This is a genomic window from Streptomyces sp. SAI-127 (assembly GCF_029894425.1).
In the GTDB taxonomy this organism is placed as follows: Bacteria; Actinomycetota; Actinomycetes; order Streptomycetales; family Streptomycetaceae; genus Streptomyces.
Map to the genome: position 1 here is coordinate 8,419,169 of NZ_JARXYJ010000001.1, position 16,316 is coordinate 8,435,484.

Consider the following 16,316-nt stretch of genomic DNA (forward strand, 5'->3'; position numbering starts at 1 on the left):
CCCGGCCGGCGCTCACGCGGGGCGGCCACAGCGCCTGTCACCTCACTGGGTGAGCGTGCAGGCGGCCAGGGAGCCGAGGCCCTGCGGCTTCTCCGCGGTACGGCCGATGGAGATCGCGATGCGGTCGATGGTCGAGTTCCGCTTGTCGGCCAGCGGGCCGAGGATCGCGTTCTGGACGAAGTTCGGACCGCCCTGGCCGACGGTGTCGACGAGCCGCTTGTTCGCCTCGGCGAGCTGCGTGTCGAGCAGCGCCAGGTTGCGGTCCACCTCGGCCTGCGCGGTGGCGGGGATCGCGGGAAGCTGCGAGGCCACGTCCGGGCAGGAGATGGCGCCCGCGCCGGCGGCCTCACCCGCGTCGCCCGCACCCTCCGCGTTCCCGGTGTCCTCGGCGCCGCCTGCCGCCTCCGAGGCCGCCTCGCTCGGCGTGGCCTCCGCCTCCGCGCCGGCCCCGGCCTCCGCACCCGCGCCCGCCTCCGCGCCGGCCCCGGCCTCCGCACCCGCGCCCGCCTCCTCACCCGCGCCGGCGGCACCGCCGCCGTTGAGGGCGCAGGGAGCCAGGGCGTCGAGGCCCTGCGGCTTGTCGGCCGTACGGCCGATGGCGGTGGCGATGCGGTTGACCGTGGCGATCCGCTTGTCCTCCAGCGGGCCGAGGATGGCGTTCTGGACGAAGTTGGGTCCGCCCTGGCCGACGGTGTCGACGAGCCGCTTGTTGGCCTCGTCGATCTGGGTCTGGAGCAGGGTCAGGTTGCGGTCGACCTCGGCCTGCGCGGTGGCCGGGATCTCCGGCAGCTGGGAGGCCACGTCCGGGCACGTGATGCTGCCGGCGTCGGCCAGCGTGCGGGCGGTGGCGGTGCCGCTCTTGGAGGTCTCCCCGGCGAGGGCGGAACCGGCGACGATCGCCCCGGTCAGTGCCACGGCGGCGGCGCCGCCAATGATCGCCACGCGGCGCTTGTTGTACTTAGGAAGAGCCCTGGACATGCGGATGCCTCACTCGGGGTCGGGGTGGTCTTCGTTGACAAACGCGGCGCCTGCGTTCGGCGGGAAGTACGGGCAAGCGGTTTCCCGTGTTCAAAGGGAGCGCAAATTCCTCGCCGACCGGACCTCGGATTGACGAATCATGCAGGACTCTGCATAATCATGCATAACGTTGAGTGCAGCCGTGAGGAGCAACGCAAGTGAGCAGCAACAGCGGTGACGTCCGGCTCTGGGGCGGCCGTTTCGCCGACGGTCCCGCCGAGGCCCTGGCCAAGCTGTCCGCGTCCGTCCACTTCGACTGGCGGCTGGCGCCCTACGACATCGCCGGTTCGCGTGCCCACGCGCGCGTGCTGCACAAGGCGGGACTGCTGAGCGAGGACGAGCTCCAGCGCATGCAGGCGGGGCTCGACCAGCTCGAAGCCGACGTGGCCGACGGTTCCTTCGTGGGCACGATCGCCGACGAGGACTGCCACACGGCCCTGGAGCGGGGCCTCTTGGAGCGTGTCGGCCCCGACCTCGGCGGCAAGCTGCGCGCGGGCCGCTCGCGCAACGACCAGATCGCGACCCTCTTCCGCATGTACCTGCGGGACCACGCCCGCATCATCGGCGGCCTGATCGCCGAGCTCCAGGACGCGCTGATCGGCCTGGCGGAGGCCCACCCGGACGTGGCGATGCCCGGCCGCACCCACCTCCAGCACGCCCAGCCGGTCCTGTTCGCCCACCACGTCCTGGCCCATGCCCAGTCCCTGTCCCGGGACGCGGAGCGGCTGCGCCAGTGGGACGAGCGCACGGCCGTCTCTCCGTACGGCTCGGGCGCCCTGGCCGGTTCCTCCCTGGGCCTGGACCCGGAGGCGGTCGCGAAGGACCTCGGCTTCGAGCGCGGCAGCGTCGGCAACTCCATCGACGGCACGGCCTCCCGTGACTTCGTCGCCGAGTTCGCCTTCATCACCGCGATGATCGGCGTCAACCTCTCCCGGATCGCCGAGGAGATCATCATCTGGAACACGAAGGAGTTCTCCTTCGTGACCCTGCACGACGCGTTCTCCACGGGCTCGTCGATCATGCCGCAGAAGAAGAACCCGGACATCGCGGAGCTGGCGCGCGGCAAGTCCGGCCGCCTGATCGGCAACCTGACGGGCCTGATGGCCACGCTCAAGGCCCTGCCCCTCGCCTACAACCGCGACCTCCAGGAGGACAAGGAGCCGGTCTTCGACTCCTGCGACCAGCTGGAGGTCCTGCTCCCCGCCTTCACCGGCATGATGGCGACCCTCACGGTCAACCGCGAGCGCATGGAGGAACTGGCTCCGGCCGGCTTCTCCCTCGCCACCGACATCGCCGAGTGGCTGGTCAGGCAGGGCGTCCCCTTCCGGGTGGCCCACGAGGTGGCCGGCGAGTGCGTCAAGGCGGCGGAGGCCGAGGGCAAGGAACTGAGCGATCTGACGGACGACCAGTTCGCCAAGATCTCCGCCCACCTGACCCCGGAGGTGCGCTCGGTGCTCAACGTCCCCGGCGCCCTGGCCTCCCGCAACGCCAGGGGCGGCACGGCCCCGAGCGCGGTGGCGGTCCAGCTGGCGGAAGTGAAGGCGGACGTGGCCGCTCAGCACCGGTGGGCAGAACGCAGTTAAGGGGCGCGGGGCTGTATCGATGTGCGGCTCCGCCGCGTGAGCGCGACAAGCCACGACGGACCCGCGCCCGCCCACAAGCCGGTACCCACCGAGCTCTTGGGCGCGCGGTTCCGTCACCGAAGGTCATCGCGGGTTACGTTGGTCGGACAGCCGTACCGGACCCGACCGAACGGAGCCCGCGATGCCCTTCGCCCGACTGGCCGCAGCGACAACCCCCACCTGCCACATCGGACTCGGCCTCGCCGCCGTCGGACGCCCCGGCTACATCAACCTCGGCCGGGACGAAGACCTCGGAGACGACCGCAGCGTGGAGACCCTCCGCACCCGCACCCACGAACTCCTCGACGCCGCCTACTTCCAGGGCGTCCGCTACTTCGACGTGGCCCGCTCCTACGGCCGCTCCGAGGAGTTCCTCGCGGACTGGCTCGACAAGAACCCCGGCATCGACGACGTGGTCGTCGGCAGCAAGTGGGGCTACACCTACACCGCCGACTGGACCACCGACGCCGAACACCACGAGGTCAAGGACCACAGCGTCCAGACCTACGACCGCCAGCGCGCCGAATCCGCCGAACTGCTCGGCGACCGCCTCGACCTCTACCAGATCCACTCGGTGACCCCGGACAGCCCGGCCCTCACCGACAAGGAACTCCACGCGAGGCTCGCCGAGACGGCCGCCCAGGGCATCTCGATCGGCTTCTCCACCAGCGGCCCCGCCCAGGCGGACACGATCCGCGCCGCCCTCGCCGTGACGGTCGACGGCGAGCCGCTCTTCCGTACCGTCCAGTCGACCTACAACGCCCTGGAGACCTCGGCCGCCCCCGCCCTCGCCGAAGCCCACGACGCGGGCCTCACGGTGATCGTCAAGGAGGGCATGGCCAACGGCAGGCTCGCCGAGCCGCACGCCCCGGACGCCCTGAAGGCCGTAGCGGCGGAAACCTCCCTGGGCTGCGACGCCGTGGCCCTCGCGCTCGTCCTCCGTCAGCCCTGGGCCGGAGTCGTCCTCTCGGGGGCCGCCACCACCGTCCAGCTCGCGTCCAACCTGCACGCGGCCGTCGTGGACCTCGACGACGAGCAGCTGTCCCGGCTGGCGGGGCTGGCGGAGGAGCCGGGCGCGTACTGGGAGCGCCGCCGCGGGCTGCCCTGGCACTGACGAGACCTCTGATCAGCGGTCGCGCATGAGACAGCCGTGCCCGTGGTGAGACATCAATGTCTCATATGGGTTATGGTTGTCTCATGGCTGTCGACCGTGACCACGTGCTGCGCAGTGCCGCGGCCCTGCTGACGCGCCGATCCACCGCGACCATGGACGAGGTCGCCAAGTCCGCCGGGATCAGCCGGGCCACGCTGCACCGCCACTTCGCCGGACGCGACGCGCTCGTACGGGCACTGGAATCGCTCGGCATCGAGGAGTGCGAGAAAGCGCTCGACGCCGCGCGCCTGGACGAGGGGCCGGCGAGCGAAGCCGTACGGCGCCTGGTCCGCGAGGCCGAACCCGCGGCCGGACTTCTCGCCTTCCTCTACACGGAGAACCAGCTCTTCGAGGGCGAGGAGCAGCACGACGGCTGGGCCCGGATCGACGCCCGCATCTCCGCCCTGTTCCGGCGCGGCCAGCAGAGCGGCGAGTTCCGGATCGACCTCACGCCCGTCTGGCTCACCGAGGCCCTGTTCGGCCTGCTCGCCTCCGCCGTCTGGCTGCTCCAGAGCGGCAAGGGCGCCCCCAAGGACTTCCACCACATGACCGTCGAGCTGCTGCTCGGTGGCGCACTACGTCATTCCGCACGACCGATAGAGGAATCATGACCAGCACCCTGCAGCCGGCGACCGCGACCGAGGCGGTGAAGCGTCCCGGCCGTTGGCTCGCGCTGTCCGTCCTGGTGCTCGCCGTGCTGCTGGTGGCCGTCGACGCGACCGTCCTCGGCCTCGCGACCCCGTACATCAGCGAGGACCTCGAGCCCACCGGCACCCAGCTCCTGTGGATCGGTGACGTCTACTCCTTCGTCATCGCGGGCCTGCTGGTGTCGATGGGCAGCCTCGGCGACCGCATCGGCCGCAAGCGGATCCTGCTGCTGGGCGCGACGGCGTTCGGCGCGATATCGGTCCTCAACGCCTATGCGACGACACCGGAGTTGCTGATCCTGGCGCGGGCGCTGCTCGGCGTCGCCGGCGCGACCCTGATGCCCGCGACCCTGGCCCTGATCCGCAACCTCTTCCACGACCCGCGCGAACGCAGCCTCGCCGTCGGCATCTGGGGCGCGGCCGCCTCCGCCGGTACGGCGATCGGCCCCATCGTCGGCGGCTTCCTCCTCGAGCACTTCTGGTGGGGCTCGGTCTTCCTGATCAACCTGCCCGTGATGGCGGTCCTGGTCGTCGTCGGCATCAGGTTCCTGCCCGAGTCCCGCGACCCGAACCCGGGCCCCTGGGACATGGCCGGCGTCGCGCTGTCCCTGGTCGGCATGATCGGAGTGGTCTACGCCGTCAAGGAGACCGCCGCGCACGGCATCACGTGGGAGCCGGTCGCCGCCGGAGCCCTCGGAGCGGCGGCCCTGTACGCCTTCGTCCGCCGCCAGCTCACCCTCCCCGCGCCCCTGCTGGACATGCGCCTCTTCCGCAACCACGGCTTCAGCGGCGCCGTCCTGGCCGACCTCCTGACCATCCTCGGCCTCTCCGGGCTGGTCTTCTTCCTCTCCCAGTACCTGCAACTCGTCCAGGGCAGAGGCCCGTTGGAGGCGGGGCTGGCCGAACTCCCCGCAGCGGTGGGCGCGGTGGCGGCGGGCCTGGTCGCGGGCACGGTGGCGCGCCGCTACTCGGTACGCGCGGTGGTCGCGGGCGGCCTCGCGGCCATCGGTCTGGCCCTGGCGTCACTGACCCTGCTCGACCAGTCCACGGGCTACCCCATGCTGGGCGCCGCCCTGCTGGTGGTCGGCGTGGGCGCGGGCTTCTCGTTCACGGTGACGGCGGACGTCATCCTGTCGAGCGTCCCGAAGGAACAGGCGGGAGCGGCGTCGGCGGTCTCGGAGACGGCGTACGAACTGGGCGCGGCCCTGGGCATCGCGGTACTGGGCTCGATCGTGACGGGCGTGTACCGGGAGTTCGCGTCTCCGGCAGGCACACCGGAAGGCGCACACGAGTCACTCGGCGGCGCCGTGGAGGCAGCGTCCGGCATGCCGGCGAACTCGGCTCAGGACCTTCTGGCGTCGGCCCGAGAGGCTTTCGTCGACGGCCTCGCCCTCGCCGCCGGCGCCGGAGCAGCGGTCCTGCTCGCGACGGCAGTGGCCGCGTGGTTCATGCTGAAGGACCAACGGCTCGACAGCCGCCCTTAGGGGCGCGGGGCTGTATCGATCTGCGGCTCCGCCGCGTGAGCGCGACCAGCCCCGACGGCGCCGCACCCGGCAACGAACCCTTACGCGGCCTTCGCCTTGGTGGCGTACATGTCCACGTACTCCTGCCCGGACAACCGCATGACCTCGGTCATCACGGAGTCCGTCACGGCCCGCAGCACATACCGGTCCCGGTCCATGCCGTCGTAGCGCGAGAACTCCATCGCCTCACCGAAGCGGACCGTGACCCGCCCCGGGCGGGGCATCCCCGCACCCCCCGGCTGCAACTTGTCCGTGCCGATCATCGCGAAGGGAACCACCGGTGCCCCCGTCATGAGCGTCAGACGGGCGATACCGGTGCGCCCCCGGTAGAGCCGGCCGTCGGGCGACCGCGTTCCCTCGGGGTAGATCCCGAAGACCTTCCCCTCCTCCAGCACCCGCCGGCCGGTCATCAGCGCGGCGACTCCGCCGCGACCGCCGTCGCGGTCCACCGGGATCATGCCGACGCCGGTGAAGAACCAGGCCATGAGCCGGCCCTTGAGGGTCTTGCCGGTGACGTACTCGTCCTTGCCGATGAAGAACACCTGCCGGTCGCACACCAGCGGAAGGATCATCGAGTCGATGAAGGTGAGGTGGTTGCCGGCCAGGATGACGGGACCGTCGCCCGGGATGTGCTCCACGCCCTCCACCTGTGGGCGGAACATCAGGCGCATGATCGGTCCGAGCACTGCCTTGATGAGCGCGAAGCGGGACAACGGGCCCTCCGGTGTCAAGAGAACGGCCAGGGAAACTGTATGAGTCTGTGCAGGTGAGGACATTACTCGCGGCTCGGGGGATCGCGCACATCGACCGCCCGCGGTTCACCGATGTCTTACGCACTGTTGACACTCGTTTACCTGCGGATGGACCCCGTTGCCTCCCGGAAACCAGGGCGGAACGATGTGACGGAGGTCGCCCCGATCGACGCGTACCCCGCCGTCCGGTCCCGAAGCCGACGAATCGTCAGACATCTGTTCCCATGCGACATCCCGCGTCACCCGCGTGTTCCGCCGGAGGTCTCCCGTCCGTCATGGACACGCACCTACGATCGGCCCGCATCGAAGAGGCGACGGCAGGAGGGGTCCACATGGGATCGCAGGACGAGCACACGGACGGCACCGGACGGCGGGCACTTCTCGGGGCCGCGATGTTCGGCGCCGGGGGAGCGGTCCTGGGCCTGTCCGGTACGGCGAGAGCCGCCGGAGCCGGGTCCACGGGGCACGCCGGCGGGTTGAAGAGCCTGCCCGTGCCGACGGTCATAGGCCACCGGGGCGCCAGCGGCTACCGCCCCGAGCACACCTTCGGCTCCTACCAGCTGGCCCTCGACCTGGGCGCCGACATCGTCGAGGCCGGCGACCTCGTCCCCACCAGGGACGGGCACCTGGTCTGCCGCCACGAGCCGGAGATCGGCGGCACCACGAACGTCGCCGACCACCCCGAGTTCGCCGGCCGCAGGACCACCAAGGTCCTCGACGGCGTCTCCACGACGGGCTGGTTCACCGAGGACTTCACGCTCGCCGAGCTCAAGACGCTCCGCGCGATCGAGCGCATCCCGGCCAACCGCCCGCACAACACGCTCTACAACGGCCGCTGGTCCATCCCCACCTTCGAGGAAGTCCTGAAGTGGCAGGACGAGCAGACCCGCAAGCGCGGCAAGCAGGTCTGGATCTACCCCGAGACCAAGCACCCCACCTACTTCCGGGGCCTCGGCCTAGGGCTCGAGGAGCGGGTCGCGAAGCTCCTGCACCAGCACGGCAAGGACAAGCGGAACTCCCCGGTCATCCTGCAGTCCTTCGAGCCGACCAGCATCCAGCGCCTGAACAAGCTGGTCGACAACCCCCTCGTCGTGCTCCTGTCCGCCGCGACCACCCGCCCCTGGGACTTCGTCGCGACGGGCGACCCGCGCACCGTCGCCGACCTGATCACCCCCAAGGGCCTCAGGGAGATCGCGGGCTACGCCCAGGGCATCGGCCCGACCCTCGACCTGGTCATCACGAAGAAGGCGGACGGCAGTCTCGACAAGGAGACGACCCTCGTGGCCGACGCCCACAAGGTCGGACTGATCCTGCACCCCTACACCATGCGCAACGAGAACCCCTTCCTGCCGGCGGAGTACCGCAGGGGCACGGACGCGGACGCCTACGGAGACGCCTTCGGCGCCTTCAAGAGGTACTTCGCCACCGGCATCGACGGCGTCTTCACCGACAACGCGGACACGGGCGTCCTCGCCCGCGCGGACTTCGTCAACGGCTGAGCCACCGTGCCCCGATCGGGGTGACTTACCGCCGCCCGGGCAACCCCGGCCCGGGCGGCCGGGTCGTACCGCATATGACGCACGACTTGGTCACGACCCTGCGCCCGCTGCTGACCGCCGAGGCCTCCGCGGAGGCACATGCCACCGGTACGGAACCGGCCGACCTGGAGCAGGCGGTGTGGCTCCGCCTCCTGGAGCATCTGGAGACCCAGGGCCCGCCCCTCGACCCGCCCGGCTGGCTCCGCCGCGCCGTCCGTTCCGAGTCCCGCCGCAGCCGTCGTACGACCCGCCTGGAACGGCCGTACGACACCGAACCCGTGGCCGACGACGAGCGCACCCCCGAACAGCTCACCCTCGCGGCGGCCCGCCGCAGGGCCCTGCACGACGCGGTGCGCCGACTGCCCGGCCGCTGCCCCTCGCTCATGGCGGCCCTCCTCTCCCCGCGGGACCTCACTTACCGGGAGATCGCGGGGGAGTTGGGTATCTCACAGGGCAGTCTTGGTCCGGAACGTTCCAGATGCCTGGGATGTCTTCGCAGATTGCTCACACCGGAGGTTGCGACACGCCGGGGGCGGGGATAGGAGTGGGGGACGACAGGCGATCAGGTGAGCGGGAGGCGTGCGCACATGGGCATGAGCGTGACCATCTCTGCGGCGGCCGAGCAGGACGCGGAGCAGATCTTCAGGCTGCAGTACCTGTGCTTCCAGAGTGAGGCGGCGCTGTACGGCAACTACCGCATCGATCCGCTGGTCCAGAGCCTGGACTCGGTCCGCGCGGAGGTGGCCGCGGACTGCGTCTTCGTGGCCCGCCTGGGCGATGAGGTGGTCGGCTCGGTCCGCGGCCGCGTCACCGAGGACGGCTCGGCCGCCATCGGCAAACTCTGCGTCCACCCCCGCCTCCAGGGCCACGGCATCGGCGCCCGCCTTCTCCGGGCGGCCGAATCCGCCCTGGCGGAGGAGCGCGGCGCCACCAGCTTCCGCCTCTTCACGGGCCACCGCAGCGAGGGCAACCTCCGCCTCTACCGCAAGGTCGGCTACCAGACGGTGGGCACGTCGGAGGGCGCGGACGGGGTCCCGATGATCGTCCTGGAGAAACCCGCAGGCACATATGCAGCAACTGCATAGTTTTTAGGGGCGCGGGGAACTGCGCGACCAGCCACGGCTGACCGGATGCCGCCCGAAGACCTCAGGCGGCATCCCCCTTGGGCGCAGCCTTCCGCAACCAGTAAATGGCGGAAAGCGGCAAGAGCACGGGGATGAACAGATACCCGATCCCGAAGTCCGACCACACGGTCGCATCCGGAAACGCAGACGGCTCCACCAACGTCCAGGTGCCCACGGTCAGCACCCCCAGCAGCTCCACGACACAGCACACCAGCGCCGCCTTACGGGCAGTCTCACCGCCGCGCACCAGTGAGTACGTGATGAAGCCGTAGACGACACCCGCCACCGCGGACAGCGAATACGCCAGCGGCGCCCGGTCGAACTCCGTGGAGATCTGCACGGCGGACCGAGACACCGCCCCGACGACCATCACCCCGTACAGCCAGACGAGCAGCGTCCCCGGCCCACTCGTCAGCCGTCGCCGACTCACGTCAGCCTCCCCAGATGTCATAGAGCCGCACCTCCAGAACGGCCAGCACCACACCGCCGGCGGCAACCGTCACCGATCCCCACCGCGTCCGCTCCGTGAGCGACATGATCCCCGCTGCCGGCACACACGCGAACGCCCCCAGCAGATAGGCGACGAAGATCGTCGTCCCCTGCTCCGGCTTCTCGCCCCGCGCGAGCTGCACGATCCCGATCACCAGCTGGACCAGCGCCAGCACCGACACCACGGCCATCCCGATGAAGTGCCAGTCCTTGGTCGGCTGATCACGGTACGCGGCCCAGCCGCACCAGGCGGCCAGCAGCAGCGCGGCGACGCCGGTCACCAGCGTCAGGGCATCAAACATGCGGCGAGCCTATTACGGTCCAAAAGGCCTGATGCGGCCGCCCCCGCACGGCACCGTAGGGTCGACGGCATGAAGATCCATGCCGAAGCCCTCCTGTTCGACAACGACGGAACCCTCGTCTCCTCCCTGGAATCGGTCCACCGCTGCTGGACGCGCTGGGCCGAGGAGTTCGGCATCACCGCCGAGGAGTTCGCCCGTGTCGAACTGCATGGACGGCCGGCCGTCGAGATAGCCGCCGACCTGCTCCCCGCCGACGTCGTGCCGCAGGCCCTCGCGCGGATCGAACAGCTGGAGGTGGAGGACGTACCCAACGGCGGTGTCCATCTGCTCCCCGGCACCAGGGTCTTCCTCGACGCCCTGCCCGCCGACCGCTGGGCCGTCGTCACCTCCGCCACCCGCCGGCTCGCCGAGGCCCGTCTCGAAGCGGTCGGCATCCTCCCCAAGACACTGGTCGCCGCCGACGACGTCACCCGCGGCAAGCCGGACCCCGAGCCCTATCTGCTCGCCGCGCGTGACCTCGGCGTCGACCCGGCCCGTTGTGTCGTCTTCGAGGACGCCCCCGCGGGCCTGCGCGCCGGCCGGGCCGCCGGAATGACCACCGTGGCCTTGACCACAACTCATCAGGCCCATGAGCTCGATGCCGACTTGGTGGTCGAGAATCTGTCGGCCTTGTCGGCACTGGTCACCGGCGGAAGCGTGGAGATCTCCGTCCTGTCCTGAAACGTGTCCACCGTTGTCCGTCATTCGGACAAGGGGTTCTTGGTCGCTCCCATACGTCTGCTTTACTGATCGCATGACCACGACGAGCTGCCGCACCCTTGCGACCGAGGCGACCATGACGCCCGGTGCTCGTTGTATGTGTCGAATGTGCGCCTGTTAGAGGGCCCCCGCACCACCCCCTGAGCTCGCGCCCCGAAGCGAGCCGCCCCGGCACGTCCGTACGCCGTGAACGCCGTACGTGACCCATGTGCCCGCGCACGACTTCTCTCCCGTACCGGGGCACACCCACGCCCGCGTACTCGACAGTGACGGAAACCCCAGTGATCACGACAACAGGCCTCACGAAGGTCTACCGCTCACGCGGGCGAGAGATCACCGCCCTCGACGGCGTCGATCTCCATGTCCGCGAAGGCGAGGTGTACGGCGTCATCGGCCAGTCCGGCGCCGGCAAGTCCTCGCTCATCCGCTGCGTCAACCTGCTGGAGCGCCCCACCGCCGGCACGGTGACCGTCGCCGGACAGGACCTCACCGCCCTCGCGGGCCGCGGACCCCGTGCCGGCAGGGAGCTGCGGCAGGCGCGCAGCCGTATCGGCATGGTCTTCCAGCACTTCAACCTGCTGTCCACCCGGACGGTCCAGGACAACGTCGAGCTGCCGCTGGAGATCCTCGGCAAGTCCGGCAAGGAGCGCTCCCGCAAGGCACTTGAGCTGCTGGACCTCGTCGGACTCGCCGACAGGGCGGGCGCCTACCCGGCCCAGCTCTCCGGCGGCCAGAAGCAGCGCGTAGGCATCGCCCGTGCCCTGGCCGGCGATCCCAAGGTGCTTCTGTCCGACGAGGCCACCAGCGCCCTCGACCCGGAGACCACCCGCTCGATCCTCCAGCTGCTGCGCGACCTGAACCGGCAGTTGGGCCTCACCGTCCTGCTCATCACCCACGAGATGGACGTCGTGAAGTCGGTCTGCGACTCGGCCGCCCTGATGGAGAACGGCCGCATCGTCGAGTCCGGCACGGTCGGCGAGTTGCTCGCGACCCCCGGCTCCGAGCTGGCCTCCGCGCTCTTCCCCGTCGGCGGCGAGGCCACCGGCGAGGACCGGACCGTCATCGACGTCACCTTCCATGGCGAGGCCGCCACCCAGCCGGTCATCTCCCAGCTCTCCCGCACCTACAACATCGACATATCGATCCTCGGCGCCGCCATCGACACCGTCGGCGGCCTCCAGGTCGGCCGGATGCGGATCGAACTGCCCGGCCGCTACGAGGACAACGTCGTGCCGGTCGGCTTCCTGCGCGAACAGGGACTTCAGATCGACGTCGTCGGCGCGCCCCAGCTGGTGAAGGAAGGTGTCGAGTGACCTGGTCCGAGATGCAGCCCCTGCTGGAGCAGGCGTGTTGGGACACCCTCTACATGGTCGGCTGGTCCACGCTCATCGCCGTCGTGGGCGGCCTTCCGCTCGGTGTCCTCCTCGTCCTCACCGACCGCGGCGGACTCCTCCAGAACGTCGTCGCGAACAAGGTCATCGGGCAGGTCGTGAACGTCGCCCGCTCGATGCCGTTCATCATCCTGATGGTCGCGCTGATGGGCTTCACCCGCTCGATCACCGGGACGACCATCGGCCGCGAGGCAGCCATCGTGCCGCTCGCCATCGGAGCGATCCCCTTCTTCGCGCGCCTCGTCGAGACGGCTGTCCGCGAAGTGGACGGCGGGCTCGTGGAGGCCGTGCAGTCGATGGGCGGCAACACCTGGACGATCGTCCGCAAGGTCCTCGTACCAGAGGCGCTGCCCTCGCTGATCGCCAGCACCACGACCACGGTCGTCGCCCTGATCGGCTACTCCGCGATGGCCGGCACGGTCGGTGCCGGCGGCCTCGGCGACATCGCCATCCGCTACGGCTACCAGCGCTTCGAGACCCAGCTCATGTGGATCACCGTCGCGATCCTCGCCGTCGTCATCTCGCTCATCCAGTTCGCCGGCGACTACGCCGCCCGCTCGCTGCACAGTCGCGGCGGACGCTCCGGCCCGGCGCCGAAGCTGCGGCTGCTGAAGGCCTCCACGGCGGACACCAAGACCGTCTGAGACACCCCCGATTTCCCCGTGCACCCGTACGCGGGGTTCGCTGCACCCAAAAGGAAAGGCACTTTTCGTGCGTAACGCCACAAAGCTCTCCACCGCCGTCCTCGCCGCCGGAGCCCTCACCTTCGGGCTCAGCGCCTGCGGTTCGTCCGGTGCGGACTCCGCCTCCGACACCAGCGGACCGCTGGTCGTCGCCGCGAGCCCCACCCCGCACGCCGAGATCCTGAACTACGTCAAGGAGAACCTGGCGAAGAAGGCGGGCCTCGACCTCGAGGTCAAGGAGTTCACGGACTACGTGACCCCGAACACGGCGACGGAGGACGGCTCGGTCGGCGCCAACTACTTCCAGAACCAGCCGTACCTCGACGACTTCAACAAGAAGCGCGGCACCCACATCGTGCCCGTCGTCACGGTCCACCTGGAGCCGCTCGGCCTCTACTCCCACAAGGTCAAGAGCGCCGACGCCCTGAAGAGCGGTGCGACGATCGCCGTCCCCAACGACAGCGTGAACGAGGCCCGTGCCCTCAAGCTGCTCGACGCCAACGGGATCATCACGCTCAAGGACGGCGTCGGCAACGAGGCGACCCCCTCCGACATCGCGAAGAACCCGAAGAACCTCACGTTCAAGGAGCTGGAGGCGGCCCAGACCCCGCGCTCCCTGGACGACGTCGACGCGGCCGTCGTCAACGGCAACTACGCCATCGAGGCCGACCTCAAGCCCGCATCGGACGCCCTCGTGCTGGAGTCCGCCAAGGAGAATCCGTACGGCAACTTCCTCGCGGTGAAGGACGGCAACGAGGACGACCCGCGCGTGAAGAAGCTCGCCGAGCTGCTCACCTCCGCCGAGGTCAAGAAGTTCATCGAGGACAAGTACGCCGGTTCCGTCCTCGCCTCCTTCTGATCACCGGCGCGTATACGACGTATCGCCACGCACGGGGTCCACTCCGTCACCAGGTGTGGGCCCCGTGATGCGGTTCGGTGCTTTCATGCTGCATGCTGGGCAGTTCAGCAGGCCCTGCAGGTTTTCCGACGGTTACGGAGTGGCGCATGACTGGCACCTTCCCCAACATCTCCATCAGCACGGAGCGGTTGGTGCTGCGCCCTCTCGACGAGGACGACGTGCCCGCACTGGCCGAGATGATGAACGACGAGCAGGTCGGAGCCTGGACCGACGTGCCCCAGCCCTACAGCGAGGAACAGGCGCGCGGCTGGATCACGCAGTACGCGCCGTCCGAGCGGGAGGCCGGCCGCGGACTCGACTTCGCCGTCACCGAATTCCTCACCCAGCGCCTGGTCGGCATCGTCCAGCTCGCCAAGACCAACTGGCACGTGCGCTCCACGGAGTTGTCGTACATCATCGCCCCGTGGGCCCGCGGCGAGGGCTACGCCTCCGAGGCCGCGCTCGCCACCGCCCACTGGCTGTTCACCGACCAGAAGTTCGAGCGGATCGAGCTGCGCACGGCGGCCGACAACACCGCCTCCCAGCAGGTCGCCCAGAAGATCGGCTGTATCAGCGAGGGCGTCCTGAGAAACGCCTGCATAGCGCACGTCCGCGCCGAGGACGGCACCTGGAGCGACGTCCGCACCGACTTCATCGTGTGGAGCCTGCTGCCCGAGGACCTCGACGGAGCGGGCGATCAGCTGGCCGACTCGGACGGCTTCACGACGTACTCCGACTGGAACTGACCGGATTCGCGCTCAGGCCGGCGAAAGCGCTTCCGAGGCGCAGCGGGTACCCTCACGGAGCAGCCCGCGGGCTGCCCACCGACGACGGCCTGCGCACACCCCCCTGGAGACTGAGAGACGATGGCCGACCGGGTCACGGTGATCGGCTGGGACGGCTCGCCGCTGACCGCCGCGGCACGCTCCGCCCTCGGCGCCGCCACGCTGGTCGCGGGTGCCGCCCACCATCTGGCACTTCCCGAGGTGCCGCCCGCCGCCGAGCGCATCCGCCTCGGCAGCGTCGCCCTCGCCGCCCGCCGCATCACCGGCCACCGCGGCACCGCGGTCGTGCTCGCCGACGGCGATCCCGGGTTCTTCGGAGTCGTACGGACGCTGCGCGCACCCGAGTTCGGCCTGGAGGTCGAGGTCGTCCCCGGCGTCTCCTCGGTCGCCGCCGCCTTCGCGCGAGCCGGTATGCCCTGGGACGACGCCCAGGTGGTCGTCGCCCACCGGCGCACCCTGCGACGCGCGGTGAACGTGTGCCGAGCCCACACCAAGGTCGCCGTCCTCACCTCGCCCGGCGCCGGACCCGCCGAGCTCGGCCTGCTGATGGAGGGCGTCCACCGCACCTTCGTCATCTGCGAGGAGCTCGGCACCGACCGCGAACAGGTCACCGTCGTCACCTCCGACAAGGCCGCCGACCACACCTGGCGCGACCCCAACCTCGTCATCGTCATCGGCGGCACGGCCGCCGTGACGGAAGGCGGCGGATGGATCGCAGGGCGCGACCCGTCCGCCGCGCCGCGCGGCTGGACCCTGCCCGCCGAGTCCTACGGCGGCCTCATGGGCGAAGGCGAACTGGAGCCGCTCCGCGCGGCCCAACTCGCCCGGCTGGGACCGCGCGTCGGCGACCTCGTGTGGGACATCGGCTGCGGCAGCGGCGCCTTCGCCATCGAGGCGGCCCGGGCCGGGGCGGCCGTCATCGCCGTCGACCGCGATCTCAGGGCCTGCGAGCGCACCGAGGCCAACGCCCGCGCCTTCGGACTCCAGGTCCAGATCGTCCCCGGCACCGCCCCGCACGTCCTGGAGAACCTGCCCGAACCGGACGTCGTCCGCGTCGGTGGCGGGGGAGTGGCCGTGGTCTCCGCGGTCGCCGACCGGCGCCCGCAGCGCATCGTCGCCCACGCGGCCACCCGTGACGAGGCCGAACTCGTCGGCCGGGACCTCACCGAACACGGCTACCGCGTCGAGTGCGCCCTCCTCCAGTCCGTCGAACTCGACACCCGGGCCTGGACGGAGACGGAACGGAGTGTCGCGTTCCTGCTCAGCGGGGTTCTCCCGGACCGTACGGCCTGACGCCGCCGGTCGTTGCTTCGCCGTCCCCGTGATCCGGTTGTCGTACTGCGCGCGGTAGGCTGGCCGACTGTTGTACCGCTCCTGGCCGACCGGCATTCGTTCGTCAATGTCCGGAAAGCGCGCCCGTTTTGGGGTGGGTGTGGTACGGCAGAACCGGAGGACGCGCAACGTGGCGCAGTCCACAGCGGGCTGTCGCGGATCAACCTGTCGCGACGGAGGAACGGCCGGGACAATGCCAGTTAATGGCTTTGTCGTCTTTCTCGGCGGGCCGTTCGTGCCGCTGGGCACGCACGCTCGTTCTTCACTGCGGGGGCGGTCGGTGCGCCGTCCCCGGCGAGCT

General features: G+C 70.2%; 17 protein-coding genes. 13 read left to right on the forward strand and 4 right to left on the reverse strand.

The genetic code is table 11. The annotated features are described in order from the left end of the window. Positions 1–42: 42 nt before the first annotated feature. Positions 43–978, reverse strand: a complete 936-nt coding sequence (locus tag M2157_RS38690; protein WP_280867511.1) for a hypothetical protein — start codon at positions 976–978, stop codon at positions 43–45. A 197-nt stretch (positions 979–1,175) separates the two neighbouring features. On the opposite strand from M2157_RS38690, the gene argH reads away from it, so the two are divergent. From argH to M2157_RS38710, 4 genes are all read left to right on the forward strand, one after another. Next, on the forward strand, positions 1,176–2,600 hold the full coding sequence (gene argH / locus M2157_RS38695) for an argininosuccinate lyase (protein ID WP_280867512.1): 1,425 nt from the start codon (positions 1,176–1,178) through the stop codon (positions 2,598–2,600). Positions 2,601–2,781: 181 nt separating this feature from the next. Next, positions 2,782–3,753 carry an aldo/keto reductase gene (locus tag M2157_RS38700; protein WP_280867513.1) on the forward strand — a complete coding sequence of 324 codons (972 nt, stop codon included), beginning with the start codon at positions 2,782–2,784 and terminating at the stop codon, positions 3,751–3,753. An 83-nt stretch (positions 3,754–3,836) separates the two neighbouring features. Further along, the gene (locus tag M2157_RS38705; RefSeq protein ID WP_280867515.1) at positions 3,837–4,403 is read left to right on the forward strand and encodes a helix-turn-helix domain-containing protein; all 567 of its coding nucleotides are present in this window, start codon (positions 3,837–3,839) and stop codon (positions 4,401–4,403) included. Beyond that, entirely contained in the window at positions 4,400–5,923 is a 1,524-nt protein-coding gene (locus tag M2157_RS38710) for an MFS transporter (RefSeq protein ID WP_280867516.1), read from the forward strand. Before M2157_RS38705 ends, M2157_RS38710 begins: the two co-directional genes overlap by 4 nt. An 80-nt stretch (positions 5,924–6,003) precedes the next feature. On the opposite strand, the gene M2157_RS38715 is transcribed toward M2157_RS38710, so the two are convergent. After that, a complete protein-coding gene (locus tag M2157_RS38715; RefSeq protein WP_280856457.1) occupies positions 6,004–6,675 on the reverse strand; it encodes a lysophospholipid acyltransferase family protein in 672 nt (223 codons plus the stop codon). A 371-nt stretch (positions 6,676–7,046) separates the two neighbouring features. Here M2157_RS38715 and M2157_RS38720 point away from each other — a divergent pair, with 371 nt between their 5' ends. The 3 genes from M2157_RS38720 to M2157_RS38730 all read left to right on the forward strand — a co-directional run bounded on the left by M2157_RS38720 (position 7,047) and on the right by M2157_RS38730 (position 9,337). Continuing rightward, positions 7,047–8,213, forward strand: coding sequence for a glycerophosphodiester phosphodiesterase (locus tag M2157_RS38720; protein ID WP_280856456.1), 1,167 nt, complete (start codon positions 7,047–7,049; stop codon positions 8,211–8,213). Between the two features lie 74 nt (positions 8,214–8,287). Beyond that, positions 8,288–8,794 (forward strand): sigma-70 family RNA polymerase sigma factor, encoded by a 507-nt coding sequence (locus tag M2157_RS38725; RefSeq protein ID WP_280856455.1) that lies wholly within the window; start codon positions 8,288–8,290, stop codon positions 8,792–8,794. Between the two features lie 45 nt (positions 8,795–8,839). After that, on the forward strand, positions 8,840–9,337 hold the full coding sequence (locus M2157_RS38730) for a GNAT family N-acetyltransferase (protein ID WP_280856454.1): 498 nt from the start codon (positions 8,840–8,842) through the stop codon (positions 9,335–9,337). Positions 9,338–9,398: 61 nt separating this feature from the next. On the opposite strand, the gene M2157_RS38735 is transcribed toward M2157_RS38730, so the two are convergent. Further along, on the reverse strand, positions 9,399–9,827 hold the full coding sequence (locus M2157_RS38735; RefSeq protein WP_280867518.1) for a hypothetical protein: 429 nt from the start codon (positions 9,825–9,827) through the stop codon (positions 9,399–9,401). Further along, positions 9,808–10,167 (reverse strand): hypothetical protein, encoded by a 360-nt coding sequence (locus tag M2157_RS38740; RefSeq protein WP_057614223.1) that lies wholly within the window; start codon positions 10,165–10,167, stop codon positions 9,808–9,810. Before M2157_RS38740 ends, M2157_RS38735 begins: the two co-directional genes overlap by 20 nt. Positions 10,168–10,236: 69 nt before the next feature. Here M2157_RS38740 and M2157_RS38745 point away from each other — a divergent pair, with 69 nt between their 5' ends. The 6 genes from M2157_RS38745 (at position 10,237) to cbiE (ending at position 15,976) form a co-directional block, all read left to right on the forward strand. Then, positions 10,237–10,887: an HAD family hydrolase gene (locus tag M2157_RS38745; RefSeq protein WP_280867519.1), complete on the forward strand. Its 651-nt coding sequence runs from the start codon at positions 10,237–10,239 to the stop codon at positions 10,885–10,887. A 320-nt stretch (positions 10,888–11,207) separates the two neighbouring features. Beyond that, positions 11,208–12,239, forward strand: a complete 1,032-nt coding sequence (locus M2157_RS38750; RefSeq protein ID WP_280867520.1) for an ATP-binding cassette domain-containing protein — start codon at positions 11,208–11,210, stop codon at positions 12,237–12,239. Then, positions 12,236–12,961: a methionine ABC transporter permease gene (locus M2157_RS38755; protein ID WP_266526148.1), complete on the forward strand. Its 726-nt coding sequence runs from the start codon at positions 12,236–12,238 to the stop codon at positions 12,959–12,961. Before M2157_RS38750 ends, M2157_RS38755 begins: the two co-directional genes overlap by 4 nt. Positions 12,962–13,028: 67 nt before the next feature. Further along, positions 13,029–13,859, forward strand: a complete 831-nt coding sequence (locus tag M2157_RS38760) for a MetQ/NlpA family ABC transporter substrate-binding protein (protein ID WP_280856450.1) — start codon at positions 13,029–13,031, stop codon at positions 13,857–13,859. A 146-nt stretch (positions 13,860–14,005) separates the two neighbouring features. Next, entirely contained in the window at positions 14,006–14,644 is a 639-nt protein-coding gene (locus tag M2157_RS38765; protein ID WP_280856449.1) for a GNAT family N-acetyltransferase, read from the forward strand. 120 nt (positions 14,645–14,764) lie between these two features. Next, entirely contained in the window at positions 14,765–15,976 is a 1,212-nt protein-coding gene (gene cbiE / locus M2157_RS38770; RefSeq protein ID WP_266526142.1) for a precorrin-6y C5,15-methyltransferase (decarboxylating) subunit CbiE, read from the forward strand. Positions 15,977–16,316: the final 340 nt, after the last annotated feature.

Excerpts from the sequence above, each read along its gene's own strand:
- cbiE (WP_266526142.1), top strand. The coding sequence starts at position 14,765 with ATGGCCGACCGGGTCACGGTGATCGGCTGGGACGGCTCGCCGCTGACC.
- M2157_RS38690 (WP_280867511.1), bottom strand. The coding sequence starts at position 978 with ATGTCCAGGGCTCTTCCTAAGTACAACAAGCGCCGCGTGGCGATCATT.
- M2157_RS38720 (WP_280856456.1), top strand. The coding sequence starts at position 7,047 with ATGGGATCGCAGGACGAGCACACGGACGGCACCGGACGGCGGGCACTT.
- M2157_RS38745 (WP_280867519.1), top strand. The coding sequence starts at position 10,237 with ATGAAGATCCATGCCGAAGCCCTCCTGTTCGACAACGACGGAACCCTC.
- M2157_RS38740 (WP_057614223.1), bottom strand. The coding sequence starts at position 10,167 with ATGTTTGATGCCCTGACGCTGGTGACCGGCGTCGCCGCGCTGCTGCTG.
- M2157_RS38700 (WP_280867513.1), top strand. The coding sequence starts at position 2,782 with ATGCCCTTCGCCCGACTGGCCGCAGCGACAACCCCCACCTGCCACATC.
- M2157_RS38735 (WP_280867518.1), bottom strand. The coding sequence starts at position 9,827 with ATGACATCTGGGGAGGCTGACGTGAGTCGGCGACGGCTGACGAGTGGG.
- M2157_RS38705 (WP_280867515.1), top strand. The coding sequence starts at position 3,837 with ATGGCTGTCGACCGTGACCACGTGCTGCGCAGTGCCGCGGCCCTGCTG.
- M2157_RS38710 (WP_280867516.1), top strand. The coding sequence starts at position 4,400 with ATGACCAGCACCCTGCAGCCGGCGACCGCGACCGAGGCGGTGAAGCGT.
- M2157_RS38730 (WP_280856454.1), top strand. The coding sequence starts at position 8,840 with ATGGGCATGAGCGTGACCATCTCTGCGGCGGCCGAGCAGGACGCGGAG.
- M2157_RS38725 (WP_280856455.1), top strand. The coding sequence starts at position 8,288 with ATGACGCACGACTTGGTCACGACCCTGCGCCCGCTGCTGACCGCCGAG.
- M2157_RS38765 (WP_280856449.1), top strand. The coding sequence starts at position 14,006 with ATGACTGGCACCTTCCCCAACATCTCCATCAGCACGGAGCGGTTGGTG.